The organism is Devosia sp. P3_B2 (assembly GCF_056402875.1).
Genome location: NZ_JBFUGO010000004.1, coordinates 170,160 through 196,798 on the forward strand (window position 1 = coordinate 170,160; position 26,639 = coordinate 196,798).

General features: G+C 65.3%; 31 protein-coding genes. 19 read left to right on the forward strand and 12 right to left on the reverse strand.

From position 1 onward, the window contains the following. The first annotated feature begins 84 nt into the window (after positions 1-84). The 5 genes from AC1DV8_RS08085 (at position 85) to AC1DV8_RS08105 (ending at position 4,783) form a co-directional block, all read left to right on the forward strand. A complete protein-coding gene (locus AC1DV8_RS08085; RefSeq protein WP_477157090.1) occupies positions 85-639 on the forward strand; it encodes a thiamine phosphate synthase in 555 nt (184 codons plus the stop codon). Further along, entirely contained in the window at positions 636-1,757 is a 1,122-nt protein-coding gene (locus tag AC1DV8_RS08090; protein ID WP_477157091.1) for a tetratricopeptide repeat protein, read from the forward strand. Before AC1DV8_RS08085 ends, AC1DV8_RS08090 begins: the two co-directional genes overlap by 4 nt. A 64-nt stretch (positions 1,758-1,821) precedes the next feature. Then, positions 1,822-2,613 (forward strand): inositol monophosphatase family protein, encoded by a 792-nt coding sequence (locus AC1DV8_RS08095; RefSeq protein ID WP_477149855.1) that lies wholly within the window; start codon positions 1,822-1,824, stop codon positions 2,611-2,613. 146 nt (positions 2,614-2,759) lie between these two features. Continuing rightward, the gene (locus AC1DV8_RS08100) at positions 2,760-3,755 is read left to right on the forward strand and encodes a flagellar motor protein MotA (RefSeq protein WP_477149856.1); all 996 of its coding nucleotides are present in this window, start codon (positions 2,760-2,762) and stop codon (positions 3,753-3,755) included. Further along, positions 3,755-4,783: a peptidoglycan -binding protein gene (locus tag AC1DV8_RS08105; protein ID WP_477157092.1), complete on the forward strand. Its 1,029-nt coding sequence runs from the start codon at positions 3,755-3,757 to the stop codon at positions 4,781-4,783. The genes AC1DV8_RS08100 and AC1DV8_RS08105 overlap by 1 nt, the downstream gene beginning before the upstream one ends. A 24-nt stretch (positions 4,784-4,807) precedes the next feature. Here the strand turns inward: AC1DV8_RS08105 and AC1DV8_RS08110 are convergent, their stop codons facing one another. Further along, entirely contained in the window at positions 4,808-6,640 is a 1,833-nt protein-coding gene (locus AC1DV8_RS08110) for an ABC transporter transmembrane domain-containing protein (protein WP_477157093.1), read from the reverse strand. Positions 6,641-6,821: 181 nt separating this feature from the next. On the opposite strand from AC1DV8_RS08110, the gene rpmE reads away from it, so the two are divergent. Together rpmE and AC1DV8_RS08120 are read left to right on the forward strand one after the other, a co-directional pair. Continuing rightward, the gene (gene rpmE, locus AC1DV8_RS08115) at positions 6,822-7,043 is read left to right on the forward strand and encodes a 50S ribosomal protein L31 (protein ID WP_055046196.1); all 222 of its coding nucleotides are present in this window, start codon (positions 6,822-6,824) and stop codon (positions 7,041-7,043) included. 89 nt (positions 7,044-7,132) lie between these two features. Beyond that, the gene (locus AC1DV8_RS08120; RefSeq protein ID WP_477157094.1) at positions 7,133-7,831 is read left to right on the forward strand and encodes a hypothetical protein; all 699 of its coding nucleotides are present in this window, start codon (positions 7,133-7,135) and stop codon (positions 7,829-7,831) included. A 3-nt stretch (positions 7,832-7,834) separates the two neighbouring features. On the opposite strand, the gene rcdA is transcribed toward AC1DV8_RS08120, so the two are convergent. After that, the gene (gene rcdA / locus AC1DV8_RS08125; RefSeq protein WP_477149859.1) at positions 7,835-8,359 is read right to left on the reverse strand and encodes a protease adaptor protein RcdA; all 525 of its coding nucleotides are present in this window, start codon (positions 8,357-8,359) and stop codon (positions 7,835-7,837) included. A gap of 383 nt (positions 8,360-8,742) precedes the next feature. Here rcdA and AC1DV8_RS08130 point away from each other — a divergent pair, with 383 nt between their 5' ends. After that, on the forward strand, positions 8,743-9,252 hold the full coding sequence (locus AC1DV8_RS08130; protein ID WP_477157095.1) for a VOC family protein: 510 nt from the start codon (positions 8,743-8,745) through the stop codon (positions 9,250-9,252). A 7-nt stretch (positions 9,253-9,259) separates the two neighbouring features. On the opposite strand, the gene AC1DV8_RS08135 is transcribed toward AC1DV8_RS08130, so the two are convergent. Next, on the reverse strand, positions 9,260-9,445 hold the full coding sequence (locus tag AC1DV8_RS08135) for a DUF1192 domain-containing protein (protein WP_477149861.1): 186 nt from the start codon (positions 9,443-9,445) through the stop codon (positions 9,260-9,262). A 137-nt stretch (positions 9,446-9,582) separates the two neighbouring features. Between AC1DV8_RS08135 and AC1DV8_RS08140 the strand changes: the two genes are divergently transcribed. The 5 genes from AC1DV8_RS08140 to AC1DV8_RS08160 all read left to right on the forward strand — a co-directional run bounded on the left by AC1DV8_RS08140 (position 9,583) and on the right by AC1DV8_RS08160 (position 14,559). Then, on the forward strand, positions 9,583-10,620 hold the full coding sequence (locus tag AC1DV8_RS08140) for an NAD(P)H-quinone oxidoreductase (protein ID WP_477157096.1): 1,038 nt from the start codon (positions 9,583-9,585) through the stop codon (positions 10,618-10,620). A gap of 97 nt (positions 10,621-10,717) precedes the next feature. Continuing rightward, on the forward strand, positions 10,718-11,440 hold the full coding sequence (locus AC1DV8_RS08145) for a DUF1013 domain-containing protein (RefSeq protein ID WP_477149863.1): 723 nt from the start codon (positions 10,718-10,720) through the stop codon (positions 11,438-11,440). A gap of 21 nt (positions 11,441-11,461) precedes the next feature. After that, positions 11,462-13,348 carry a monovalent cation:proton antiporter-2 (CPA2) family protein gene (locus tag AC1DV8_RS08150; RefSeq protein ID WP_477157097.1) on the forward strand — a complete coding sequence of 629 codons (1,887 nt, stop codon included), beginning with the start codon at positions 11,462-11,464 and terminating at the stop codon, positions 13,346-13,348. 32 nt (positions 13,349-13,380) lie between these two features. Beyond that, positions 13,381-14,154 carry a sulfite exporter TauE/SafE family protein gene (locus AC1DV8_RS08155; RefSeq protein WP_477149865.1) on the forward strand — a complete coding sequence of 258 codons (774 nt, stop codon included), beginning with the start codon at positions 13,381-13,383 and terminating at the stop codon, positions 14,152-14,154. Positions 14,155-14,172: 18 nt separating this feature from the next. Next, complete coding sequence (locus AC1DV8_RS08160; RefSeq protein WP_477157098.1) at positions 14,173-14,559, forward strand: VOC family protein; 387 nt, start codon at positions 14,173-14,175, stop codon at positions 14,557-14,559. A gap of 107 nt (positions 14,560-14,666) precedes the next feature. Here AC1DV8_RS08160 and AC1DV8_RS08165 read toward each other — a convergent pair whose 3' ends face one another. Continuing rightward, on the reverse strand, positions 14,667-14,837 hold the full coding sequence (locus AC1DV8_RS08165) for a YdcH family protein (RefSeq protein WP_069909386.1): 171 nt from the start codon (positions 14,835-14,837) through the stop codon (positions 14,667-14,669). A gap of 179 nt (positions 14,838-15,016) precedes the next feature. Between AC1DV8_RS08165 and AC1DV8_RS08170 the strand changes: the two genes are divergently transcribed. From AC1DV8_RS08170 to AC1DV8_RS08195, 6 genes are all read left to right on the forward strand, one after another. Continuing rightward, positions 15,017-15,232, forward strand: a complete 216-nt coding sequence (locus AC1DV8_RS08170; protein ID WP_477149868.1) for a YdcH family protein — start codon at positions 15,017-15,019, stop codon at positions 15,230-15,232. A gap of 108 nt (positions 15,233-15,340) precedes the next feature. Then, positions 15,341-16,057 (forward strand): TetR/AcrR family transcriptional regulator, encoded by a 717-nt coding sequence (locus tag AC1DV8_RS08175; RefSeq protein WP_477157099.1) that lies wholly within the window; start codon positions 15,341-15,343, stop codon positions 16,055-16,057. 99 nt (positions 16,058-16,156) lie between these two features. Further along, entirely contained in the window at positions 16,157-16,621 is a 465-nt protein-coding gene (purE, locus tag AC1DV8_RS08180) for a 5-(carboxyamino)imidazole ribonucleotide mutase (RefSeq protein ID WP_477157169.1), read from the forward strand. Then, positions 16,614-17,702: a 5-(carboxyamino)imidazole ribonucleotide synthase gene (locus tag AC1DV8_RS08185; protein WP_477157100.1), complete on the forward strand. Its 1,089-nt coding sequence runs from the start codon at positions 16,614-16,616 to the stop codon at positions 17,700-17,702. Before purE ends, AC1DV8_RS08185 begins: the two co-directional genes overlap by 8 nt. Before the next feature lie 142 nt (positions 17,703-17,844). Next, entirely contained in the window at positions 17,845-18,087 is a 243-nt protein-coding gene (gene rpsU / locus AC1DV8_RS08190; protein ID WP_055046207.1) for a 30S ribosomal protein S21, read from the forward strand. Between the two features lie 192 nt (positions 18,088-18,279). After that, positions 18,280-18,744 carry a DUF992 domain-containing protein gene (locus AC1DV8_RS08195; protein WP_477149871.1) on the forward strand — a complete coding sequence of 155 codons (465 nt, stop codon included), beginning with the start codon at positions 18,280-18,282 and terminating at the stop codon, positions 18,742-18,744. 179 nt (positions 18,745-18,923) lie between these two features. Here AC1DV8_RS08195 and AC1DV8_RS08200 read toward each other — a convergent pair whose 3' ends face one another. The 8 genes from AC1DV8_RS08200 to AC1DV8_RS08235 form a co-directional block, all read right to left on the reverse strand. Then, positions 18,924-19,739, reverse strand: a complete 816-nt coding sequence (locus AC1DV8_RS08200) for an alpha/beta hydrolase (RefSeq protein WP_477157101.1) — start codon at positions 19,737-19,739, stop codon at positions 18,924-18,926. Positions 19,740-19,791: 52 nt separating this feature from the next. Further along, on the reverse strand, positions 19,792-20,460 hold the full coding sequence (locus AC1DV8_RS08205) for a DsbA family oxidoreductase (RefSeq protein WP_477157102.1): 669 nt from the start codon (positions 20,458-20,460) through the stop codon (positions 19,792-19,794). 149 nt (positions 20,461-20,609) lie between these two features. Beyond that, complete coding sequence (locus AC1DV8_RS08210) at positions 20,610-21,014, reverse strand: hypothetical protein (protein ID WP_477149874.1); 405 nt, start codon at positions 21,012-21,014, stop codon at positions 20,610-20,612. 83 nt (positions 21,015-21,097) lie between these two features. After that, positions 21,098-22,666, reverse strand: a complete 1,569-nt coding sequence (locus AC1DV8_RS08215) for a hypothetical protein (protein ID WP_477157103.1) — start codon at positions 22,664-22,666, stop codon at positions 21,098-21,100. A gap of 170 nt (positions 22,667-22,836) precedes the next feature. Next, positions 22,837-24,240, reverse strand: a complete 1,404-nt coding sequence (locus tag AC1DV8_RS08220) for an NAD(P)(+) transhydrogenase (Re/Si-specific) subunit beta (protein WP_477157170.1) — start codon at positions 24,238-24,240, stop codon at positions 22,837-22,839. Then, the gene (locus AC1DV8_RS08225; RefSeq protein ID WP_477157104.1) at positions 24,240-24,791 is read right to left on the reverse strand and encodes a hypothetical protein; all 552 of its coding nucleotides are present in this window, start codon (positions 24,789-24,791) and stop codon (positions 24,240-24,242) included. The genes AC1DV8_RS08220 and AC1DV8_RS08225 overlap by 1 nt, the downstream gene beginning before the upstream one ends. After that, positions 24,791-25,180, reverse strand: coding sequence for an NAD(P) transhydrogenase subunit alpha part 2 (locus tag AC1DV8_RS08230; RefSeq protein ID WP_477157105.1), 390 nt, complete (start codon positions 25,178-25,180; stop codon positions 24,791-24,793). Before AC1DV8_RS08230 ends, AC1DV8_RS08225 begins: the two co-directional genes overlap by 1 nt. After that, complete coding sequence (locus AC1DV8_RS08235) at positions 25,181-26,593, reverse strand: Re/Si-specific NAD(P)(+) transhydrogenase subunit alpha (RefSeq protein WP_477157106.1); 1,413 nt, start codon at positions 26,591-26,593, stop codon at positions 25,181-25,183. Between the last annotated feature and the right edge of the window lie 46 nt (positions 26,594-26,639).

A 26,639-nucleotide genomic window follows, 5' to 3' on the forward strand; every position in this document is an offset into this window, starting at 1 on the left:
TTTTCTTTTCGCGTCGGTAACCGCTTGCCCAGCTGCGGCCAGAATCCGGCTCCACATCGGCGATGGGGCCGCTATAACACCGCCATGTCAGCCGAAATCTTCCTCATCGCACCCACCGATACCCCACCCGACCAGCTCGTCGCAGCGCTCACCACGACGCTCGAGCGCGACGAGGTCGCGGCGCTGCTGCTGCCGCGCGGTAACCTGGCCGAGAATGCGTACAAGGACCTCGCCAAGCGCATCGTGCCGCTTGCGCAGGCCAAAGGTGCTGCGGTGCTGGTCGAGGGTGACCCCGGCCTCGTCCGCCTGTTGGGCGCCGACGGACTGCACGTCCCGGGCGGCGTCAAGGCGGTGCAGGAGGCCATCGCCGCACTGAAGCCCAAGATGATCGTGGGCGCCGGCGATATCCACTCGCGCGACGATGCGATGCTGAAAGGCGAGGCCGGCGTCGACTACATCCTATTTGGGCCGCTTTCCGGGCCCATATCGCCGGCCGAGCGCGAAATGGCGCAGTGGTGGGCCGAGACCATGGAAATCCCGAGCGTGTTGTCAGATCCCGAAGCCGGCCCGGCGAACTACAATGCCGGTGACTGTGAGTTCATCGGCTTGCCGCTCACGGTAACGGAGCCGGCGAAATGATGCGCCGGCTCGGGTTTGCCCTGCTCCTCGCCGGCCTGTCGCTGCCTGCACTGGCCCAGGCCGGTCGCACCGATTTCGAGGACCTGCGCCCCAAGGACATGCAGTTCCCCGACAATCTCGGCATGGAGGAACTGCCGATCGGGCCAGTGCCCGAGGAGTTCCTGAACCAGCCGGCTCCGGACGCATTGACCATCAGTGACTCCGTCTTCGGTGAGAAGGTCGACCCGGCCTATGGCGCCTACCAGCGTGGCTTCTTCCTCACCGCCCTCGACCTCGCCCTGCCCCGCGCGGAAAAGGGCGATCCGCACGCCCAGACGCTGATCGCCGAGATCTACGCCAAGGGCCTCGGCGTCCCCGAAAACCTCACCTCCGCCGCCAGTTGGTACGGCATGGCCAGCAAGAACGGCGATGCACTGGCGACGTTCGAGCTGGCGATGCTCTATCAGAATGGCCGTGGCGTCGAAAAAGATCGCAAGCACGCCGCCGATCTGTTCAAGACCGCCGCCGACGCCGGCAACATGGCGGCCAAGTACAATCTCGGGCTGCTGCATGTCGAAGGCGTCTACGCCGAGCCCAGCCTTACCAAGGCGGCGCAACTGATCGGCGAAGCGGCAAATTCCGGCATCACCGAAGCCCGCTATGACTACGCCGGCATGCTGGCCGAGGGCGCCGGCATCGCCCCCGACCCCAAAGGCGCCGCCGAACAGCTCCGCCTCGCTGCCGAGGATGGCCTCGCCGCGGCGCAGGTCGAATACGCCACCATCCTCTATCTGGGCAAAGGCGTGCCGGCGGATCGGGCCGCCGCTGCCAGCTGGTACGCTCGCGCGGCCGATGGCGGCAACCCGGTGGCGCAGAACCGCTATGCCAAGCTGCTCGCCGCTGGCGAGGGCGTGACGCTCAATCTCGAGGATGCCGCCATGTACCGTGCCCTCGCCCGCCGGCAGGGGTTGAAGGACCCCATGCTCGACAAGCTGCTGGTCTCGATCCGGCCCGAAGAACTGTCGCGTGCCGAGGAGCGCGCCCGCTTCTGGCCGTCGGTGCCGCCGACCAAGGTGGCCGCCAACACCATCGCGCCAGCGCCTGCGACCGCAACGCCGCCCGAGACGCCCTTGAACTGAACAGCGTTCTCGGGCACATAGCGGCCCTTCCCACGTCCTCGGTTTCTCGCGCGGAGTATTCCCAATGCGCTCGGCGCTTCTCAACGTCATGGTCCAGGCCGCTACCAAAGCCGGCCGCTCGCTCGCCAAGGATTTCGGCGAAGTCGAGAACCTGCAGGTCTCGGTGAAGGGCCCGGCGGATTTCGTCTCCAACGCCGACAAGCGCGCCGAAGAGATCGTCTTCAACGAGCTGCAGAAGGCCCGCCCGACCTATTCCTTCCTCGGCGAGGAAGGCACTGAGGTGAAGGGCACCGACGGCCAGCACCGCTGGATCGTCGATCCGCTCGATGGCACCACAAATTTCCTCCACGGCATCCCGATGTTCGCCTGCGCGATTGCGCTCGAGCGCAACAACGAGATCGTCGCCTCGGTGATCTACAACCCGGCGATGGAAGAGCTGTTCACGGCCGAAAAGGGCGGCGGCGCCTGGCTGAACGACCGCAAGCGCCTGCGCGTCGCCAGCCGCAAGCACCTCGCCGACGCCGTCGTCGTCACCGGCATCAATTCGCGCGGCCGCGCGCTCGACTTGCTGCAGTTGAAGCAACTGGCGCAGGTCGTTCCGGCCGTCTCCGGCATCCGCCGAACCGGCTCGGCCTCGACCGATCTGGCCTGGCTCGCCGCCGGCCGCTTCGACGGCTACTGGGAAGCCGGCCTCGCCCCCTGGGACGTGGCACCGGGCCAACTGATGGTGCGCGAGGCGGGCGGTACGATGTCGGACTATGCCGGGACCACCGGTTCGGTGTGGAATGGCCAGGTGATCGCCGGCAACGAAGTGATCCAGGGCCAGCTGCTGAAGATCGTCAAAGCCGTCAACTAAGCCGCGTCGGGGCCACGGCCCCGTCACCCTCCAGTCGCATTGCCGGGATTTCATGGGGTTAACCGGCATTGCCGGTGGCCGACCGTTGCGTGGCTTCGCCGAAGCGCACTATTGTCGGGACGATTTTACCGACTGGGGGCAGCGAGATGTCGCAGAGCTACGACCCGTACCGCTTGGCGAGTCCCGCGGTTTACCTGGTCAAGATCGTCATCTTCCTGGTGCTGGTGGCGCTGGTCGCCGCGATCCTCGCCAACCAGCTGCTGATCTTCTTCTGGGCCAACCCGTTCATCAACTCGCTGATCCTGCTGACGCTTTTCATCGGCATCATCTTGAGCTTCCGCCAGGTGATCCGGCTGTTCCCCGAGATCAACTGGGTGAACGCGCTGCAGGAGGGCCGCATGCCGGCGACCCAGCCTCGGCTTCTTGCCCCCGTGGCGAACCTCTTGCGCGACCGGCTTGGCGAAGCGGTGATCACGCCGTCCTCGATGCGCTCGATCCTCGATTCCGTCGGCAACCGCCTCGATGAAGCCAAGGACACCTCGCGCTATCTGACGGGCCTGCTGGTCTTCCTTGGCCTGCTCGGCACCTTCTATGGCTTGCTCGAAACCGTGACCCACGTCGCCTCGACCATCCAGGCACTGGACGCCACGGCGGGCGATACGGCGACGCTATTCTCCAATCTCAAGGACGGTCTCGCGGCGCCGCTCGGAGGCATGGGCACGGCGTTCTCCGCCTCGCTGCTCGGGCTTTCGGGCTCGCTGATCCTCGGCTTCCTCGACCTGCAGGCAAGCCAGGCGCAGAACGCCTTCTACACCGACCTCGAGGATTGGATGACCTCGATGACCGAACTCGACCACCCCGTCACCCAGATGCAGGCCACCGGGCTCGGCGTTTCCGGCGACGAGATGTCGGCAATGCTGGCGCAGTTCGGCTCCACCCTGCAGAACTCCGGCTCGTCGCAGAACGCCATCCGCGCCATGGCGGAGCTGGCGCGTGGCATCGACGGGCTGGTCAAGCACATCAAGGCCGAGCAGGAGGACCTGCGCGGCCACATCATCCAGCAGGGCGAAACCAACAAGAAGCTCCGCGAACTGATGGAAGCCATGCTGCGCGAGGGTGAATCCGACCGGCGGCCGAACTGATGGCAAGCTCCACGCGCTCTCGCCGCTCGCAGGTTACCAACTACTGGCCGGGCTTCGTCGACGCCCTCTCGAGCCTGTTGCTCGTCATCATCTTCCTGCTCTCGCTGTTCATGCTGAGCCAGTTCTTCCTCGGCCAGGAAATCAGCGGCAAGGACACGGCGATGAGCCGGCTCAACGCCCAGATCGCCGAGCTGACCGAGCTGCTGCAGCTCGAGAAGGTCAATTCCAGCGACCTCGAATCCACCATCGCCACGCTGACCGCGACGCTCTCCTCGGCAACCGGCGAACGTGACCAGCTGGCCGCGCAACTGGCGGGCATCGGTGCCGGCGGCGACGGCAAGGACGCGCAGATCGCCAAGCTCGAGTCCGATCTTACAGCCCAGGAGGACATGTCGCGCGAGGCGACGGCACAGGTAGCCCTACTCAACCAGCAGCTCGCGGCGCTCCGCACCCAGCTCGCCGCTCTCGAAGAGGCGTTGCAGGCGTCCGAAGCCACCGACACCGAGAACCGCACCCAGATCGCCGATCTCGGCCGCCGCCTGAACCTCGCGCTCGCCCAGCGCGTGCAGGATCTCAGCCGCTACCGCTCGGATTTCTTCGGCAAGCTGCGCGAGGTGCTCGAGGGCCGCGCCGACGTGCGCATCGTCGGCGACCGCTTCGTGTTCCAGTCCGAGGTGCTGTTCGGCGCCGGCGAGGCGACTATCTCGGATGCCGGCCGAACTGAAATGGCCAAGCTCGCCGCCGTGATCAAGGAACTCATCAGCCAGATTCCGGCCGACGTGAACTGGGTGCTGCGCATCGACGGCCACACCGACAAGCGCCCGATCAACACCCCGGAATTCCCGTCGAACTGGGAACTCTCGGCCGCCCGCGCCATTGCCGTGACTAAGTATTTCGTCGAGCAGGGCATTCCAGCCCAGCACCTCGTCGCTGCGGGTTTCGGTGATAGCCGCCCAATCGATACCGGCGACACCGAGGAAGCCTTCGCCAAGAACCGGCGGATCGAGTTCAAGCTTACTGACGGTTGAGCCTGGCGAGGGGTCGGGGCAGCCCTACTCCGCCACTTCCGGCTGCAGCTCAGCGCGAAACTGCAGCTTCGCCAGCTCAGCGTACTTGCCGCCCTTGCGCACCAGCTGCGTATGCGTGCCCTGGTCGATCAGCCGGCCCTTTTCGAGCACCAGGATGCGGTCGGCGTCGCGGATGGTGGCGAGCCGGTGCGCGATCACCAGGGTCGTCCGCCCCTCCATCAGCCGCTCCAGCGCCAGCTGCACGAGGCGCTCGCTTTCCGCGTCGAGTGCCGACGTAGCTTCGTCGAGCAACAGGATCGGCGCATCCTTGAGCAGGGCACGCGCGATCGCCAGCCGCTGCTTCTGGCCGCCCGACAGCATCACCCCGCGCTCGCCGACGATCGAGTCGTAGCCATTGCTGAGTTCGCTGACATAGTCGTGCACCAGCGCCGCCTTCGACGCGGCTTCGATCTCGGCGAACGTCGCCTCCGGCCGGCCGAAGCGGATGTTGTCGGCGATGGTGCCGGCAAAGATCGTCGGCTCCTGCTCGACATAGGCGAAGCGGCGACGCAGCTGTGCCGGTTCGACCTCGCGCACGTCGACGCCATCGACGAGGATGCGCCCTCCGGTGACGTCGTAGAAGCGCTGCACCAGCGCGAAGATCGTCGATTTGCCGGCACCCGAGGCACCGACCAGCGCCACCGTCTCGCCGTGGGCCACCGAGAAACTCATGTCCTCGATCACCTTCGCGCTGTCGCGCGTCTCGTAGGCGAAGCGCACGTCCTCGAACGCCACCGTGCCAAGCGGCGGGACCGGCAGCGCCAGCGGATGGGCCGGCGGCTTGATCGCGGGCTCGGTGTCGAGGATCTCGACCAGCCGTTCGGTGGCGCCGGCAACCGTCTGCAGCAGGCCCATGATCTCAGAGAGATTGGTCAGCGCGCTGCTGGCCATCAGTGCATAGATCATGAACTGCGCCAGCTCGCCGACGGTGACGACGCCGGTGAATACCGCGTTGGCGCCCCACCACACCAGCACCACAAGCGCAGTCGTCGAGAGGAACAACAGCCCACCCAGCAGCGCCGCACGCGCGCCCAGCCGGCTGACCTCGGCCTCGAACGATTCCTCGGCATGCGAGCCGTAGAGCCGTGATTGCTCGGGCTCCTGCACGAAGCTTTTGATCGTCTTGCTGGCGCCCAGCACCTCGGTGGCCATCGCCGACATGTCGGCCAGCGCATCCTGGGTGCGCCGCGACATCCGCCGCAGCCGGCGCGCATAGAGCAGCACGGGAATGAGGATCGCCGGCCCGACGACCACGATGGTCAGCGCCAGATAGGGGCTGGTGAGAAACATCAGCGTCACCGCGCCGACCAGCGTCACCGCGCCGCGCAGCATGATCGACAGGCTCGAGCCGATCGCACCGCGGATCGTCGCCACGTCGCCGTTGAGGCGCGAGGTGAGCTCGCCCACCCGGTGCAGGTCGAAGAACGTCGCGTCGAGCGTCAGCAGGTGATCGAACACCTTGCGCCGCAAGTCCGTGAGCACGCGCTCACCGAGCATCGAAATGTAGTAGAACCGCCCGGCGCTCGCCAACGCCATCACCAGCGCCACGACGATAGCGAGGATGCCGTATTGGCCCACCATCGAGAGGTTCCGTTCAACGAACCCCTTATCGATAATGCTGCCCGCCAGCGACGGGATCACCAGCGAGGATGTGGCCGAGACCAGCAGGAAACCGATGGTCAGCGCCAAGCGCCATGGATACTTAAAGACAAAAGGCATCAGCCGGCGGATGGGCCTGAGGTCCCTTCGTCCGGCCTTGAGGGCTTCGCCCTTATCGCCCAACTTGCCAGTCGAGCCGGCCGGAGCGGTGCTGCGCATCGTACTTTTCAAAGTGCCATCGATATAGGCAGGTGGCGAGCGCGCCGCAACCGAATTGCCGCCCTGCGACATCGCGCGGCTTCCCCTTGCGCTGGACCGGGATTTTCTCTATGAACCCGGCCAATCCGAATTGATAGTTTCGTCCGGGCGCCGCGGCGCCCGTTTGATTTGAGGCAGCGCCATGAAGAACGACATCCACCCCGACTACCACATGATCACCGTGGCGATGACCAACGGCACGACCTACCAGACCCGTTCGACCTACGGCAAGGAAGGCGACACGCTGCAGCTCGACATCGATCCGACCACGCACCCGGCCTGGACCGGCGTGCAGGGCAACCTGATGGACCGCGGCGGCCGCGTCACTCGCTTCAAGGACAAGTTCAAGGGCCTCGGCTTCTAAGCCTGACGGTACCGACGAATGCAAAAGCCCGGCCATTGCGCCGGGCTTTTGTTTTCGGCAAGCTCGTCGGGGGTGGGGGACGTCGAGCGATGAACAGTCGCTTCCACAAATTGCTGGCCGCTGCTCTGGTTGCCGCCACCGTCGGCTCGCCCGGCGCGGGCTTCGCCGATGACTCGACAGTGGTCGATTCGAGATTCTTCGCCTTCGCCCATCACAACGTCGAGCGTATTCCCGATGGGCAAATCTATGTCGGGTCTCCACACGTCATACCGGTCGCGGACTGGGCCCGCGCGGCGGAGATTGAAGCCCACCTCACGCTGCTGGCCACGGAGGGGTTTGCCGACGAACCGCTTGGCCCCGATATCGTTATTATCAACCGTCGGTCAGACGATGTGGAGCTGGCCTTTACCGCTTTCGCGACAACGCTCCGTGACATGGGACTCGATCCCATTGAAACCGAGCGACTGTGGTCCAGCTCTATGGCCGCAGCACCTTGCGTCCCGCTCTATCCCAGGGAATACCTAGCCATTCTCTCGGTGAACGACCTGCAGCAGGCGGTGGCCTGCGCCAGCGAGGCGCTTTATCGGTTCCGGGGCGTCGGCATGTCCTATGCCACGTTCGCCGATCTCCGTGCATCAGACGACACTCGCGCAGCCGACGAGATGCTTGCCGGGGCCCTGGCGCGATGCGCAACGCTGGGCTGGATGGACAGCACGGTGCGGAACTGCGTCTTCGACCGCTTTGTCGGCAAGGCCGAATTGCGAAGACCGCACCCAAGGCGGCGCTAGCGGCTATTCCTTCAATCGCCCGAACGCCGCCTTGAGCCGCGCCAACTGGTCGGCGATGCCGCCCTCGCCGGTCGTTGCGTATTCCGGCACGCCACCGCGCTCGAGCTTGTCGAACTGCTGCACGCGGTCGAACAGGCGGTCGCCTTTGGTGATGAAGGTGCGAAGCCGCTCGGGCAGATCGGCATAGCCGGGGCCGCCGCGATCGGAGGGGGTGGCTGAGAAGCGCACCTTTTCCTTCTCGGTACGGGCATTCTCGGCAGTAAGTTCGCCCTCGTTGACGGCGCGTTGCAGCAGCAGCCACGAGGCGAGTTGCATCAGTCGCGTGGTGAGCCGCATGCTCTCGGTGGCATAGACGAACGAGGCCTCGCGCGGCAGGCCGCGGCTTTCCGCCCGGCCGTCGCCATCGAGATAGGACGCGACCTCTTCGATCAGCACCATGCCCTCGCGATAGAGCATGTCGAACCCGCCGGACGCGACGATCCGCGGGCCGATGGCCACCGGCTTCTGCTTTTGCCTGCTGTCGTCCACGCTGTTGCCCGGTAACGGAGAAATCTGCGGCCGGCGCATTCAGCCGGTTAACTCTGTTGTGCGCCCACCCCGGTTGCCGTTGGCTTAACGGTTTGATGGCTGCAGCACAAAAGAAAAGAGCCGTCGAAACGGCTCTCGAAAGTTAACAGGGAGGCGTCAAACAGAGGGAGAAACCACTCTGCAAATCCAGAGAACTGGACAGCCTTTAAGTTAACTCGGAAGTGTTAATTCGAGGTTAACGAGACTCGCTTTCTTAACCTTGGCAAATCGTGACCATGCCGGCGACGCTGCCACGGGCCAGCCGCCGACGATTGCTGACATGGGCTGTCAGGAGCAGTCGGGCAAAGGGAAGGAGCTGACCATCCCGTCCTTTAGGAGGCCCCATGACGCAAGCCCAGATCAGCCACATTCCCGCCGGCAAGCACGCCGTGACCCCGTACCTCGTGACCAAAGGGGTCGAAAAGCTGCTCGCGTTCATCGCGGCGGCCTTCGATGCCGACATCTACCTAAAGGTGCCGAACGCCGATGGCACGATTGGCCACGCCGAGGCGCGCATCGGCGACTCTGTCATCATGGCCTTTGACGCCAAGCCGCACTGGGTCGACACGCCCAGCTTCCTCTGCCTGTACGTCGCCGATGTCGATGCTACCTATGCGAAGGCGCTGGCGGCGGGCGCGGTTTCAGTAACCGCGTTGGCGACGTCGAAGATCATCGGCGACCGCGGCGCGCGGGTGCGCGACCCGCTCGGCAACATCTGGTGGCTGCAGACCCACCTGGAGGATGTCACACCCGAGGAGATGGCCCGGCGCTTCGGCGACCCCACCGAACTTGCGATGATGCGCCAGGCGCAGGATTCGTTCGAAGCCGAGATGGACCGGCGATCGGGGCAATAACGACGGCTCAGAACTTGAACAGCGAATCCGCTTCCGTCCGGGTTTTCTGGCGTGCGGCGATGGCCTGCTCGAGGCGCGCGATTTCCGCTTTCAGCATGCCGATGCGTTCCTCGAGCTCCTCCACCGACATGGTGTCGATGGGCATGCCGACTTCGTGCCCTCTGGGCTTCTTGACCTCGTCGTCACCGAACATGATGTTCTCCCGGCTTGGCTTTTCCCGAATTTTAGCCCTCCTGAGACGCCACGCAACCCTGGCTCCCGGCTTGCTGATCAGCGATTGCCAGCCGGCCTCGGCTCGTCCTAGCTAAGGACATGCCGATCCCAGCCGAAATGACCGCCATTTCCATTACCGAATTCGGCGGCCCCGAGGTGCTGCAGCCGGTGCGACTGCCCGTGCCGCAGCCCGGTCCTGGCGAGGTGCTGATCCGAGTCGCCGCCGCCGGTCTCAACGCCCCCGATCTCGGCCAGCGCCGCGGCACCTACAACCCGCCGCCAGACGCCTCCCCCCTGCCCGGCCTCGAGGTCGGCGGCGAGATCGCCGCGCTCGGCAAGGGCGTGCGCGGCTGGTCGCTCGGCGATCCCGTGGTGGCGCTGACCCATGGCGGTGGCTATGCCGAGTATGTCGCGGTGCCTGCCGGCCAAGTGCTGCCACTGCCCACCGGCTGGTCGATGGCCGCCGGCGCCGCCCTGCCCGAAACCTTCTTCACCATCGAGCAAACCCTGGTGATGCGTGCCGGTGTGGGTCCCGGCATGGACGTGCTGATCCACGGCGCGGCCGGCGGCATCGGCGGCGCCGCCATCCAGATCACGAAACTCCACGGCGCCCGCCCCATCGCTATCGTCTCCGGTTCCGAGAAGGCCGCCTACGCCCGCAGCCTCGGCGCGACCGACACCATCGATCGCGCCACCGAGGACTTCGTCGCCCGCACGCTGTCGATCACCGGCGGCAAGGGTGCTGACCGCATCGTCGACATTGTCGGCGGCGACGCGCTGGAAAAGAACATCCGCGCCTCCGCGCGCTTCGGCCACATCGTCATCGTCTCGACGCTGGCGGGGCCGAAATCCGAGATCAACGCCAGTCACATTCTGATGAAGCAGCTGACCCTCTCTGGCTCGACCCTGAGGCCACAGACCCGCGAGGTGAAGGCGACAATCGCCCGCAGCCTGATGAAGACCGTGTGGCCGGCGCTGGCCGACGGCCGCGTCGTCCGCCCGCGCATCCGCGCCGCGCCCCTCACCGAGGCCTCTCGCGGCCACGTCGAACTCGAGAAAGCCAGCAACTACGGCAAGCTGATCCTCGTCACCCCGTGGGGCGAAACTCAGATGAACAGTTCGGCAGATGGCGACAATCCGATTGAATCGGCCTGAGTCCGCGCGTATATAGGCAGCAATTATTCCCCCTCATTACGAACCACGAGGCGGGGCGACCGGAAGAACCCGGCCGCGCCTCAAGGAGAGATTTATCATGGCCACGCCCCTTCTGATGCCCAAGGCAACCGCCGTCTGGCTGGTCGACAACACCGCGCTCTCGTTCGAGCAGATCGCCGCCTTCTGCGGCTTGCATCCGCTTGAAGTGCAGGGCGTCGCCGATGGTGATGTGGCCAGTGGCATCATGGGTGTGAACCCGCTGCAGAACGGCCAACTGACCCGCGAGGAGATCGAGAAGGCAGAAGCCGACCCGAACTATCGCATGAAGATCTCGGACCCCAAGGTCCGCGTCGCCGCGCCCAAGCGCAAGGGCCCGCGCTACACCCCGATCTCGCGCCGCAACGAGCGCCCGAACGCCATCAAGTGGCTGCTGCGCAACCATCCCGAAATGAAGGATGCGCAGATCATGCGGCTGGTCGGCACCACCAAGTCGACCATCGACGCAGTGCGTGACGGCGCCCACTGGAACAACGCCAACATCACCCCGATGGACCCGGTGACCCTCGGGCTCGCCAGCCAGATCGATCTCGATCTCGAAGTGAGCCGCGCCTCCAAGGGCGCCGCCAGCGGTGAGGTCGCCGAGGAAGGCACCATGCTGCTCACCGCCGAAGAGGCGCTGGCAGGGGCACACGGCCGCGCCGGCATGGATCGCACCGAAGACGAGGACGGCGTCGAGCGCCGCCCGGAGCGCGAAGAAGAGATCGACGCCGATTCGGTATTCGCCAAGCTGAAGTCGCTGAAGGGCGATACCGACGAGTAAGACTGGACGCGAGCAGCGGATATGGAAACCAACCTGCTGCTCGCCATTTTCGTCCTCCTGGCCGCGACAGTGTTGCTGGTCCCGCTGTTCAAGTGGGCGGGCCTCGGCACCATCCTGGGCTACCTCGCTGCCGGCATCCTGATCGGCCCCTACGGGCTGTCGCTGGTTTCCGATACCGACCTGATCCACCAGGTCGCCGAGTTCGGCATCGTCATGATGCTGTTCCTCATCGGCCTAGAGGTCGATGGCAGCGAACTCTGGCGCATGCGCCACAAGGTGTTCGGCCTGGGGCTCACTCAGATGGCGGCGACCAGCGCTGTTATTGCAGTGCTGGCGCGGCTGATCGGCTTCGCCTGGGCCGACGCGGTAGTGGTTGGCCTGGCCCTCGCGATGAGTTCCACCGCCATCGCCATGCAGTCGGTCGACCAGCGTAACATCACCAAGACCGATACGGGCCGCGCCTCGCTTGCCATTCTGCTCGTGCAGGATGTGGCGGTGATCCCCGTCCTGGCCCTCATCCCGCTGCTCACCTCGATGGGTGGCTCGCCGATCGAGGCGATCGGCGAGGATGTGCTGCAGGCGGTCGACAACCCGATCGACTGGTGGCTGGCGCTGGTCGTGGTCGGCGCCTTTGTCGCCGCGCTGTTCGGGTCGCGCTTCGTGATCCGGCCGCTGATGAGCTGGCTCGCCCGCACCCGGGTGCCGGAGGCTTTCACCGCTTTTGCGCTGGCACTGGTGATCGGCGCCGCCCTGGTCACCGAGAGCCTGGGGCTGTCGCCGGCGCTTGGCGCCTTCCTCGGCGGCGTGCTGCTGGCCGACAGCGAATACCGCCACGAGCTTGAGAGCAATTTGCAGCCGTTCAAGGGGCTGTTGCTCGGGCTGTTCTTCATCACGGTAGGCATGTCGATCGCCTTCAACGTGGTGATCGAAGACCCCCTGGTGGTGCTGGCGCTGGTCGTCGCGCTGATCGGGCTGAAGATGCTGGTGTTGTTCGTCCTCGCCACCTTTTTCAAGATGCACATGGCTGAGCGCCTGCTGCTCGCCATCCTCCTCAGCCAGGCCGGCGAGTTTGCTTTCGTCGTCCTACAGTTCGCCCGCACTGCCGGTAACCTGTCGGGGCCGGAAGTCGAACTGCTGACCGTAGTCGTGGCGCTGTCGATGGCGGTGACGCCGTTCCTGATCTTCCTTTACGACCGGCTGTGGGCGCCGCGCCTCAATGCCCCGGCCGACGAAGACGACCTGCCGCCAGGCCCCACTGTCGACGACCCACACGACAAGGTCATCGTCCTCGGCTATGGCCGCTTCGGTCAGATCGTCACCCGGCTGCTGCGCGCCCAGGGCTTCGAGATGACGCTGATCGATGACGATCCGGCGCAGATCGAGCTGGTGAAGCGCTTCGGTGTGAAGGTGTTCTACGGCGACGGCGGCCGTATCGAGATCCTGCGCGCCGCGGGTGCCGACCAGGCCAAGATGATTGTCATTGCGGTCGCCGGCGGCGATCGCATCCTCGGGATCGCCGAACTGATCCGCCGCAACTTCCCCGACGTCATCATTGCGGCGCGCGCCGTCGACCGCTCCCACGCCCACGACCTGATGGCGCTCGGCGTCCACGTCATCGAGCGCGAGACCTTCCGGGCCGCGATCAAGCTCGGTGAGCAAGCGCTGGTCGCGCTAGGCCAGGAAGAAGACGAAGCCAGCCGCGTCGCCAATGCCTTCGAAAAGCACGACACCCGCATGCTGCACGAGAGTTACGCCGTGCGCCACGACCAGGCCGCCTATATCGGCTTCGTGCGCCGCTCCACGGAAATGCTAGATGCGGTGATGAAGGCGGATCGGGAACAGTCGGCCGCCCCCAGCGATGCTGCTGAAGGCGATATTGACAAGCCGGCGCCGCGAGCGTCCGACTAGCGCCGCGTTTTCCCTCCGGTTCCCCTTTCCCCATGCCCGAACTCTACTTCTGGACCGTCGCGGTCCTCGCGGTCTTCATTGTTGCCTTGAGCAAATCGGGTCTGCTGGGAAGCCTCGGCATGGTCGCCGTGCCGATGATGTCGCTGGTGATGCCGGCGCGCGATGCCGCCGGCATGCTGCTGCCGCTGCTGCTGGTGATGGACGCCATTGCCATCTGGACCTACCGCAAGGATGCCGACTGGCGCATCCTCAGGATCATGCTGCCTGGCGCCATGGTCGGCACGCTGGTCGGCTGGGCGCTGTGGAGCTTCGTCAGCGACGCCATGGTGCTGCTGTTCATCGGCATCATCACCCTGCTGTTCATCCTCGATGCGCTGCTGCCGATCAGGAAGAAACTCGAAGGCCTGCCGCCGTCGAAACCCTGGGGTGCGTTCTGGGGCGGCTTTGCCGGCTTCACCAGCTTCATCAGCCACACCGGCGGCCCGCCCTTCCAGATCTATGTGCTGCCGCAGCGCCTGACGCCGGTGATCTATTCGGGCACCACCGCCTTCTTCTTCGCCATCGTCAACACGGCCAAGCTGGTCCCCTATTTCTTCCTCGGCCAGCTCAACGTCGCCAATCTCGAGCGCGCCGCCATCCTTGCCCCGCTGGCCGTGGTCGGCGTGATGATCGGCGTCTGGCTGGTGCGCCGCATCTCGGTGAAGCGTTTTTACCAACTGACCTACTGGCTGGTGTTCCTGCTGTCGCTGAAACTGATCTATGATGGGGCCGTGGGCGTGTTCTTCGTCGGCGCCACGGCTGCCTGAGGGGGCAAGAGCAACCAGATGAGCATCGACTATCGCCTCGATCATATCGCGCTGCTGGTTCGTGATCTCGACGAGACGGCGAAGTTCCTCACCGAGGTGCTGCAGGTCCGCGAAGTGCCCGATCCGATGGGCGGCACTCACATCCGCTGGTTCGAGTTCGGCAACTGCCAGCGTTTCCACATCCAGGCGGGCGACGTCAGCAGAACGCACGTGGAAAAGCGCACGCACTTCGCGCTTTCCGCCCCTAACTTCGAGGCCGTTCTGGCGCATCTGCGCGCGCTGGGCGCCCCGTTCTCAGACATGCAGGGCACCCCGGGCGCGGTCAACACCCGCCCCGACGGCATGCGCGCCGTATTCCTCCAGGACCCCAACGGCTACTGGTTCGAAATCAACGATTTCAGGTAGCTGGCGGCTGCCCCGACCAGGGTCTACTCGCGCCAACCGCCGGGCATGAAAAAAGGCCGCGGCGCTTGCCGTGGCCCTCACAACTGCATGGGATTCTATTCGTTTCCTCAGGCTTCGCTGAGCATCCGTGTCAGCTCGTCCTTGATCTCCAGTTTCTTCCGCTTCAGTGCCGCGACGTACAGGTCATCGTGGCTGGGGTGGCTCATTTCATCCTCGATCTTCCGGTCTAGTTCCCGGTGACGCCGCTCGAGCGATTCGACGTGGCCTTCAGTCGTCATGACAACTCCTCTCCAGCTTTCTTCGACCTCTGATCGTCACAAAAATTTCACGCGCTGTCGACGTGCAACCGTGCAACACCCATCCGGCGGTGCAAAATCAGGTGCAAATCCCCGACCGATCGGCTAACCCTTTGATGCAGGCCATTCCGCCTCGCTGAGGGACTCCGTTAACCGCTGCGATGCTGCCGCTTACCAAGGAACAAGAAGCTGCGCTCGGTCTGGAACTGGCTGCAAAACGCCAGGAACATGCCGATCTCGACGCCGCGATCCACACCCTCTCCGCCTCCGGTTATTCCGACCAGATGCTGATCCAGCGCATGAAAAAGCGGAAGCTGACGCTGAAGGATCGCATCGTGCAGCTCGAGAACATCCTGCTCCCCGACATCATCGCCTGAGCCGCTCTGCGTCCTGACGTCGCGCTCCACAATCGCAAATGGCCGTGCTAGGAAGCTGGACCGACCAGCGGTCGGTCCTAGCGCGCGACTGTCCCTTGGGAGGGCGGAATGCCGTTTCCTCGAATCGTGAAATCCGCACCGGCCCGGCGCGACGAAATCCTTGATGCCGCCCAGCGCCTGTTTGCCGGCAACGGCTACGACGCGACGTCGGTCAGCCAGATCATCGTTGCCGTCGGCGTGTCGAAGGGGGCGTTCTACCACCACTTCGAATCGAAAGAGGACCTGGTCGAGGCCCTCGCCTGCCGCTATGCGCGCCAGACCGCGGCGCTGACCGAGCAGGAACTTTCCGACCCCACGCTTGATGCCTTCTCCAAGCTCACCGGGTTCCTTGGCACCATGCGTCGCCACAAGACGGAGACTGCCGCCGAGTTGCGCGCCACGTTCGAGCCGATGTTCCGGGCCGAGAACCTGCAGCTGTTCGAGCGCACGCAGCGCGCCGTGACCGAAGTGGTGCAGCCGATTCTCACCCGCATCATCGTCGAAGGCGTCGCCGAGCAGACCTTCGATACGCCCGATCCGGAAGGCGCAGCCGAGACCATCATGCATTTGATGACCTCCAACCGCCAACTGATCGTCGAGCTGTATCAAACCCGCGACCGGCTGCATTTCGAGCGCCTGGCGCAGCGCCTGCTGGCCAAGATGGAGTACCTGGGCACCGTCATCGATCGCATCCTCGGCCTGCCCGAGGGCAGTATCGAACTCGCCGATCGCAACTCGCTCGACGTGCTGGCCTGCGCGCTTGATCGGCCGACGACCGCTGCCTGACCGCTTGCGCTCGGCGGCGCTGCCACCTATGGGTGACAACTTGAGTGCCGCGCCTTCCGGGGGACCAAAGTGCCGACCTCGCCACCCGTCGCCATCATCATGGGCAGCCAGTCCGACTGGCCCAACCTGCGCCATGCCGCCGAGACGCTAGACGCGCTGAAGATCGACTACGAGGCGCGCATCATCTCGGCGCACCGCACGCCCGACCGGATGTACGAATTCGCCAAGGGCGCCAAGGCCGAAGGCTTCCAGGTGATCATCGCCTCGGCCGGCGGCGCTGCCCACTTGCCCGGCATGGTCGCCGCGCTGACCCCCCTGCCTGTGCTAGGTGTACCCGCCCAGACCGCAGCGCTGGGTGGCGAGGACAGCCTGCTGTCGATCGTCCAGATGCCGCCGGGCATTCCGGTCGGCACACTCGCCATCGGGCGCGCGGGCGCCATCAACGCTGCACTGCTGGCCGCCGCCATCCTTGCCTTGTCCGACCCCGAGATCGCCTCGGCGCTCGATGATTTCCGCGCCGACCAGACCGCTTCCATCCCCGAGTTTCCATCCGACGATGTCTGACGCCCGTCCGCTGCCGCAGGGCAGCACCATCGGTATCCTTGGCGGCGGCCAACTCGGCCGCATGCTGGCCCTCGCCGCCGCCCGCCTGGGCATGAAGACCCACATCTTCTGCCCCGATCCCGAGAGCCCGGCCTTCGACGTGACGCCGCTGAAGACCGTCGCCGCCTATGACGACGAGGACGCCCTCGCCGCTTTTGCCGCCAGCGTCGACGTCGTCACCTACGAGTTCGAGAACGTGCCGGCGAAGACCGCCGCCTTCCTCGCCAACCTGAAGCCGCTGCGCCCCGGTGCCAACGCGCTGGCGGTGTCGCAGGACCGGCTGGCAGAAAAGGCCTTCCTGACCATCAACCGCATCCCGGTAGCGCCGTTTGCCGCCATCACCGACCTCGACCGGCTCGAGGCCGAGCTTGAAGAGATCGGCACCCCGGCGGTGCTGAAGACCACCCGCCTCGGTTACGACGGCAAGGGCCAGCGCATCGTCCGCAACATGGAGGACGCGGCTCTCGCCTGGGAACTGCTGTCGCCCAAGCCGCTGGTGCTCGAGGCCTTCATCGAGTTCGAAAAGGAAATCTCGGTGGTCGTGGCGCGCAACGCGCTGAGCGAGGTCGCCGCCTTCGACCCCGCCGAGAACGTCCACCGCGACCACATCCTCAAGACCAGTACGGTGCCGGCCGACATCACCGGCAAGACCGCGAAGAAGGCCGGCGAAATCGCCAAGACCATCGCGGCGGCCCTCGACTACGTTGGCGTGCTCGGCGTCGAGTTCTTCGTGCTGCCGGGCGGCAAGCTGCTGGTCAACGAGATCGCCCCGCGGGTGCACAATTCCGGCCACTGGACCGAGGCGGTGGCCATTACCGACCAGTTCGAGCAGCACATCCGTGCGGTCCTCAACTGGCCGCTGGGCGACCCCGCCCGCATGGCCGATGTGGTGATGGAAAACCTGATCGGCGACGAGATCGCAGCGATTCCCGAGCGGCTCGGGCCGGCCATCAAGCCGCACGCCTACGGCAAGGCTGAGTCGCGCCGCGGACGGAAAATGGGCCACATCAACCGGGTTGCATTGAAAAAGCGCGCGAAATGAGCGATTTCGCGTGGCTGCCGGTGTGGACAAGCCGTTTCGATTGGCCTATATAGCCGCCCACGAATGACCGGTTCAGCCGGTCGGCGCTCCTTTGGGGCGTTCACATCAAACAGTTCTGACGTATTACGAAGGGCGGTTGCGCTTGCAAGTAGTTGTTCGCGATAACAATGTTGACCAGGCGCTGCGCGCACTGAAGAAGAAGCTCCAGCGCGAAGGCGTCTTCCGCGAGATGAAGCTTCGCAACTACTACGAGAAGCCGTCCGAGAAGAAGGCGCGCCAGAAGGCCGAGGCCGTGCGCCGCGCCCGTAAGCTCGCTCGCAAGCGCGCCCAGCGCGAAGGCGGCCTGCCCGCTCCGGCGGCTGCTGCCCGCCCCGCGCGCCCGTAAGAGCGCGTTCAGATTTGGTTCAGGAACGCCGCCTCACAAGGGCGGCGTTTTTGTTACGTACCGCCAGAATTCGCCCACACTTGTGCAGTCTCTGCGCAACCGGATGAGGCCTTGTGCCGTTGGCGGCAACGGATAGACTCCCGATCCACTTAGGGTCGACTAAAAACGCGTCAAACATTGAGGACTCCAATCATGAAGAAGTTCATCGCCGCGGCCCTCGCCGCTGTCATGCTGATGTCTGCCGGCGCCGCCCAGGCCGCCACTCAGGTGAAGGTGGGCGTGCTCTCCTGCTCCGTCGAAGCCGGTATCGGCTTCATCATCGGCTCGTCCAAGGACATGACCTGCCGCTTCAAGCGCGACGGCTACAAGACCGAAAAGTACCACGGCAACATCAAGAAGCTCGGCATCGACATCGGCGTCACCGGTCGCACCGAGATCGTCTGGCTGGTGTTCTCCGCCTCCAACACCAAATACGGCAAGGGTTCGCTGGCAGGCACCTATGTCGGCGGCTCGGCTGAAGCCACCATCGGCGTCGGCCTCGGCGGCAACTGGCTGATCGGCGGCTCGCGCAAGGGCTTCGCCCTGCAGCCCTGGTCGATCCAGGGCCAGACCGGCCTCAACTACTCGGTCGCCTTCTCGGGCCTGACCCTGTACTGAGCCGACGCACCCCGCTGGAGTTTGAAACGCCGGTCCCTTGGGCCGGCGTTTTCTTTTGGGCTGGTGGTTGTGCCCCCCACCCCTGTCCCCTCCCGCAAGGGCGAGGGAGACGCCTTCACAAGTGCCAGTGTTCTGGTCCCCTCCCCGGGTAAAGGTCGGCTAGCGCCGGCAGATGAGCTCTAGCGCGCCGCCTCAACCCGCTCGAAGAACCCTCTCGCCCTGCCCCAGATGCCACGATCCCATAGGTCGCTGTGGCCGGCGCCGGGCTCGATCCACAACTCATCCTTGTGCGGCGCCAGCGTGTACACGCGCTCGCCGTGGCTGACCCCGATGGTGCGATCGGCCGTGCCATGCGCCACATAGACCGGCTCAGTCACGTCCTTGATCCACTGGTCGACCGGGAACTGATCAAACATCAGCAGCCCGACTGGCAGGAACCAGTAGCGGTCCGCCGCGACCGACACCGCCGAGTCGAACGGTGTCTCGAGCAGCAGCGCATCGGCGTCCCGTTGGCTTGCCACGTACGTCGCCGGCCCCGAGCCAAGGGAGCGCCCCCAGAGGACGATTGGAAAGCCCTTGGCCGCCGCCCAATCGAAGGCGGCAAGAGCATCGGCCAGGATATGCTCCTCGGTCACCTCACCCGCCGAGCCGGGGAAGCCGCGATAGTCGAAGGCGAGGAAGCCATAGCCATCCGCAACGAACGCTTCGTAGCGCTCGTGCTCGCGCGAAAAGCTCTCGGCATTGCCGCGGAAGTACAGCATCAGTGGCTTGCCCCCGGTGGGCGGCTGATACCAGCCGGCGACGGCCGAGCCGTCGGCACTCGGGATGCTGACGAGCTCCGCCTGCGGCAGCTTCGTCTCGCTCAGCGCGAACATCCGCCCACCGCGCTCGTACTGGAAGTCGCGTTGGAAGAAGTACATCACGCCCAGCACGATAAGGTAGGCGAGCACCGCAACGATGCCCACGCCGACCGCGATCCGCCTCAGCCACTTCATGCCGTGCCCTCCATTGCGAAGGGCATGCCATGCGGATGGCGACAGGGCAATGTCAGCCCTGCGCCGCGAGCTTCTCGGGGTCGAGTGCGTATTCGAAGGCGCGGGCGAACACCTCGTCAGGCTGGCAGCCGGAGACCGCGAACTTGTTGTCGAACACGAAGAACGGCACGCCCTGGATGCCCTGCTGCGCCGCGGTGACCGCCAGCTCGTGGGTGATCGCCAACTCGCGCGGGTCGCGCACCGCGTCCAGCGCCTCGGCATGGGTGAAGCCGTGCTGCTCGGCGATGCCTGCCAGCACCTCGTCATCGTTGATCAGCTGGTGATCCATGAAATAGGCCCAGGCAATGGCATTGGCCAGCGCATGCTGCGTGCCCTTGGCCTTGGCGAGCCGCACCAGCGTGTGGCCCTTGCGCGTCGGGAACGAGCGCGGCTGCTGGCTGAGATCGAGGTCGATGCCGGACTTGCGGGCTTCGCCCTCGACCCGCGCCCACATCTCCTTGGGATCGCGGCCATATTTCTCGCGCAGCATGTCGGCGACGACGACGCCTTCGTCGGGCGTGTTCGGGTCGAGATAGAACGGATGATTCTCGACCTCGACCACCACATCCTCCGGCAGCCCCGCGATCGCCTGGTCGAGCCGCGCTGAGCCGACGAGGCACCACGGGCAGACAGTATCGGTGAACAGGTCGATCTTGACGGTGCGGGCCACGGCGATCCTCATTGGCTGAACCGGCCACACATGGCTGCGGAACCTCGGCGGCGCAAGAACGCACACCGAGGTAACTAGCATCCGCTCGCCTACCTATCCCAAGCGAGATAGGACAGCAGAGCCGACATATGCCGGCTCGGCTTTCTGAACGTAGATGAAGGCTAGTTGAACGCCATTACCGCGCTGATCACGATGCCGGCCATGGCGAGGCGCGTGATCCAGCCCATGACGCGCGGGCTGATGGTGCCCGGCTTGGTGACGGCGCCGATGATCATCGCAACGAGCACGACGGCCACCAGCCCCATCTTGATGAAGAACCAGACGCTCTGCCCCTCGAACCCACCGTAGCGGACAAAGACCATCGAGATGCCGGTGATGAGCAGCAGGCCGAACGCAATGCGCGCGTTGATCATCAGTTGCTTGCCGATGCCGCCCAATAGCGGCCGGCTATCCGGCGTGGCCAGCGCCATTCGGCTGCCAACCAGAGGCGCCGCGATTGTAGTGGCGATCCCCAGGCCGAAGGCCGCGAGGTGGACGATGAGGAGGAAATTGAAGACGAGATCCATGGCTGCCGAGCCCCTTTTCCAGTGAAGGAGCCAAGGGATACGACCTCAAGCGAAGTTGAGGTCAACAGGGATTCGTCGGGAGATCAGTTCGTCCGCGTCTCGATATCACCTTTGAGGTGCATCGCCTTGCGCAGCTGGCGGATGTGAAGCGGCAGCTCATCTTCAGACTTGCCGGCGTAGCTCTTGTGCCAGGTCCAGTAGAGCGTGTGCGTGACAAAGCGGTTGAGGATAGGCGGCCAGCCGGGGCGCTTGATCTTGACGTCGTACTCTTCGATCCCTGGGCCGAACACCGGCTGCAGCGGCCCCGACACGATGTCGCCGAACAGCGGAAACCAGTGGATGTCGTAAAGATTGGTCCAGCGCACGGCCGAAAACGCCGCGGCGAAATGGGCAAACGGTCCACTCCCACCAAGCATATAGCTGGCCTTCGGGCTTGGCCGGTCCGGCCGAGGCGGTACCGAGGAGAGCCCGCGCTCCCCGAACTCGCGCTCAAGGGCCGCCTTGTCGTCCTTGAGCAGGAACTCGGCATGGCCGAGTGCCGCCCCCATGGTGATGAAATCCGAGATGCGGAAATTGATGCCGCCCAGCACCATCGCCTCGAACGTCAGGCTTTGCTGTTTCTGGAACTCGGCAAGGTCGAAGGGTTTGCGTTGCTCCTCGGCAGTACCCCACCAGGCCTTGACCGCCTCGTCGATCTTCTCCAGCGGCTCCTTCACACCGGCCACCGCCGGCCGCAGGTGGCTCGGCCCTTCCGCCTGCCAGTAAAGCTGGATGAGATCGTAGGCGATGATGGTACCAAGGCTGTGGGCAACGACGATGATGCGCTCATAGTAGGGCCGTACCTCGCCGCCGCTGCGATCGACCTTCTCGTGCAGCGCGCGCAACAGATCGAGGCCGCGCTTGCGGACCTGCTGCCGCTTGTCGACAGTCGCCGGCGTCGCCCGGACATAGCGCACGACGTCGCCGACATAGGGCGCGATGATGCCACCCAGCAGCGCTGCAGCAACGATCGCGAAGATGCCTGACCAAACCTTGACGCTGGTCAGCGTTTCAGCCGGCACAAAGAGCAACACGAGGCCGGCGCCGATGAGCGCGAGCGGCAAACCCACCCTCACCCGGGCCAGCTTCTGTGCGCCTGCAAACCGCACGACGAGAGCGATCACACCGAGGGCGACAACGACAAGACCTACCCAGGCGCGATTGCTTGCCAGCCAGGCGGTGATGCCAGCCAGCATGCCATTCGCCATGGCGCTGGTAGGATCGAGTGTCGCCAGCGTGTTGAGTATGACGGCGATGGTGATTGCCCACAGCGCGAGGAAAGCGATCCAGACGCGGACGCTACGCGGCACCGCCCATGGTGAGCGCAGGATCAGGCCGCGCACCCATGCGTAGACCGCCTCGATCGGCGTCCCCTGCATGATGTCGGCCCAGTAGAACTCGTAGAAATCCGTACGCAGCCGGTCGTTGGTGCGCGGCTGGGTCGAGATCTTGCGTAACTCCGACGAGCCGGTCGCGGTGTCGGGCACCGTCCAGACCTGGTTGACCTCGCCCAGATCGGGATCCTCGACGGGCTTGGCACCGAGCTGGTCGTCGCGCTGATAGACGGTTTCGACAAAGCTCCGCATGGTCTCGAGCGGAACCTGCTCGCCCATGCCGTGGATAACCAATACCGCTTGCCGGCGCGTCTTCCACGTTCTGCGCCGATTTCCCTCAGCCATTCCCGTCCCCCATTTGGCCCCGGAGGAGATGACAATAAGAGATAAGTAAAAGGGCCGCCTCGCGGCGACCCTAGACTAGTATCCGGCGTTGATCAAATGCTCGGTTAGTGGCCGAGCGCCTTGACGATATCTTCGGTGACCTTCTTGGCGTCGCCGAACAACATCATGGTGTTGTCGCGGAAGAACAGCTCGTTCTGGACGCCAGCGTAGCCCGCTGCCATGCCGCGCTTGATGAACAGCACCGTGCCGGCGTCTTCGACGTTGAGCACCGGCATGCCGTAGATCGGCGAGGTCTTGTCGGTCTTGGCTGCGGGGTTCGTGACGTCGTTGGCGCCAATGACGAAAGCGACGTCGGTCTGCGCGAACTCGGAGTTGATGTCCTCGAGCTCGAACACTTCGTCGTAGGGCACGTTGGCTTCGGCCAGCAGCACGTTCATGTGCCCGGGCATGCGACCCGCCACCGGATGGATAGCATACTTCACTTCGACGCCCTCGGCCTTCAAGAGGTCCGCCATTTCACGCAGCGCGTGCTGCGCCTGGGCGACGGCCATGCCGTAGCCGGGGACAATGATGACCTTGCCGGCATTCTTCATCATGAAGGCGGCGTCGTCGGACGAGCCCTGCTTGACCGGCCGCGTCTCTTCCTCGCCTGAACCGCCGGCAGCCGCATCGCCACCGAAACCGCCGAGGATCACCGAGATGAAGCTGCGGTTCATCGCCTTGCACATGATGTACGAGAGGATGGCACCCGAAGAGCCGACCAGTGCGCCGGTGATGATCAGCGCGGTGTTGCCCAGCGTGAAGCCGATGCCGGCAGCGGCCCAGCCCGAGTAGGAGTTGAGCATCGAGACGACCACCGGCATGTCGGCGCCGCCGATCGGGATGATCATCAGCCCGCCCAGCACCAGCGCCACGACGGTGATGGCCCAGAACCAGATCGGATCGACGGTGACCGCGAAGGCCCAGATCAGCACCAGCAGTAAGAGGCCGAGGGCGATGTGGATGATGTGGCGGAACGGCAGGATGATCGGCTTGCCGCTCATGTTGCCATTGAGCTTGGCGAAGGCGATGACCGAGCCGGTGAAGGTGAAGGCGCCGATGGCCACGCCGAGGCTCATCTCGACGATAGCCTGCGCGTGGATGTGGCCCACAGCACCGATGCCGAAGGCCTCCGGCGCGTAGAGCGCCGCGGCGGCGACGAACACCGCCGCGAGGCCGACCAGCGAGTGGAACGCGGCGACCAGCTGCGGCATGTCGGTCATCTTGACCTTGCGCGCCAGCACGGCGCCGATGCCGCCGCCGACCGCGAGGCCGCCGATGATCAGCACCCAGCTCAGCCAATCGGAAACACCGGCCACCAGCAGCGTGGTGACAATGGCGATGCCCATGCCGACCATGCCGAAGGTGTTGCCCTGCCGTGACGAGGCCGGGCTGGAGAGCCCGCGCAGCGCCAGGATGAAGAGGACGCCGGAGACGAGGTAGAGAACGGCGGCGAGACTGGCGTCGATCATTCTGTAACAGGCTCCATGCTGCCCGTGGGGAACACCACGTCGGCAAAACCGGGATAGACTTCCTTGAGCAGGGCGACCTGCTGCGGGTCTTCGACGCGAACCAGGTACCAGGTCTCGCCATCGAGCAGCCCGAGGGTGGACGACTTGGCGCGGTACTTGCCGCCGGCCTCGCCCAGATCCATCAACGTCTCGGTCGGGATCAGGGCGTAAGGCGTGCCGTCGGCGAGAGCGACGAACTCGGCGGCCTCGAGGTCCATGCCGAACGAGACGATCGTCATGTTCTTCAGCGCTTCGTTGATCTGATCCTGCGTGGCGGCGATCAGTTGTTCGACTGTGACGCTGTTCGCCGCGGCGATCTTCTCGAGCATCTTGGGTGGAACCACGCCAAGGACACCGGACATGTCGCTGGCCTTCATTGCGGCATCGAAGCTCTCGATGCGCGCTGCGAGCGCCGCTTTTTGGGCGTCGTCCAGTTCCTGGGTAAAGCCCGGAAGCGTCAGCGCCAGGATGAGGCCAAGCGCGACGACAAAACGATTGAGCAGGGCCATCAGCGGTTCCCCGCCTTGCCGGCCGGGGCTTCCTTCTTCTTGTACATCGCCAGCATGCGCTGGGTGACAAGGAAGCCGCCGAAGATGTTGACGCTGGCCAGCACCAAAGCGAGGAAGCCGAACAGCTTCGACACCCAGTTGCTGTCTGCCGCCAGCGGCACGCCGACGGCGAGCAGCGCGCCCACCACGATCACCGAGGAGATGGCGTTGGTCACCGACATCAGCGGCGTGTGCAGCGCCGGGGTGACGCTCCACACCACGTAGTAGCCCACAGCAATGGCGAGCACGAAGATCGACAGGCGGAAGACGAACGGATCGATCGCCCCGCCCGTGGCAACGCTGACCGCGGCGGTGATGGCGTCCGCGGTGTGTGCTGCGGTCTGTTCCATTTACTTCTTCCCCTTGACGGTCGCGGGCTTGGCGGCAGGTTTCGCAACGGCCGGCTTTGCCGCGGCCTTCTTGGGCGCCGCAGCCTTGGTGACGGGGGCGACGACGGGCGCCGCCTTCTTCGCCTTGCCGCCCACGGCCTTGGCAACCGCGGCAGTCTTCACCGGCGCGGCAGGGGCAACCTCGGCCTTCGGCGCTGCTGCCTTCTTCGGCGCAGCGGCCTTGCCGGTGGCGCCGGTTTTCTTCGGCTCGGCGACCTTCGCTGCGGCAGGCCTGGCGGCGGGCGCAGCGTCGAACTTGATGTTGGGGTGGACGATGGCGCCGTCGCGGGTGAGCACCGTGGCCTTCACCAGCTCGTCGTCCCAGTTCACCGCCAGCTTCTTCTCTTTCTTGTCGATGAGCGTTTCGAGGAAGGAGACTAGGTTGCGCGAGAACAGCTGGCTGGCCGAAGTGGCAAGGCGGCCGGCGACGTTGGTAAAGCCGATGATGGTGACGCCATTGGCGGTGGTGATGGTCTTGCCCGGCTGGGTCAGCTCGATATTGCCGCCGCGCTCCGCCGCGAGATCGACCAGCACCGAACCCGGGGCCATCGACTCGACCATCGCCTTGGTCACCAGTTTGGGTGCGGGGCGGCCGGGGATCAGCGCAGTGGTGATGACGATGTCCTGCTTGGCGATGTGACCGGCGACCAGCTCGGCCTGCGCCGCCTGCTCATCCTTGGTCAACTCGCGCGCATAGCCGCCCGCACCCGACGCATCTTTCAGCGCGTCGGTCATGATGAACTTGCCACCCAGCGACGCCACCTGCTCGGCAGCGGCGGCGCGCACGTCCGTGGCGGTGACCACGGCGCCGAGGCGCTTGGCGGTGGCGATGGCCTGCAGCCCCGCGACGCCGGCGCCCATGACGAACACCTTGGCCGGACGGATCGTACCCGCCGCCGTCATCATCATCGGCATTGCGCGGTCGAACGCGCCCGCGGCATCGACCACGGCCTGGTAGCCGGCGAGATTGGCCTGGCTGGAGAGGATGTCCATCACCTGGGCACGGGTGATGCGCGGCATGAACTCCATGGCGATGGCGGTGACGCCGGCCTTGGCCAGCGCGGCGATCTCGCCTTCGTTGCCGTAGGGGTCCATCGCGCCGATTACCAGTGCACCGGCGGCAGCGCCGGCCAGGACGGCCGCACCCGGTCGGCGCACCGTCAACACGATGTCGGCGCCCTTTACCGTCGCGGCCGCTGCGCCGACGGTGGCGCCGGCCGCCGCATAGTCGGCATCGGGGAAGCGCGCGAGTTCGCCCGCCCCGGCCTCGATGGCAACGCTGGCGCCCAGCCCGATCAGCTTGGCGACCGTTTCGGGCGTAGCCGCGACGCGCGTCTCGCCTTCGGCGCGTTCCCGCAACACTGCAATCTTCATGAACGTCTCCAGAGCGTCAGCCGGACCGCGCGGGTCGCCACATACA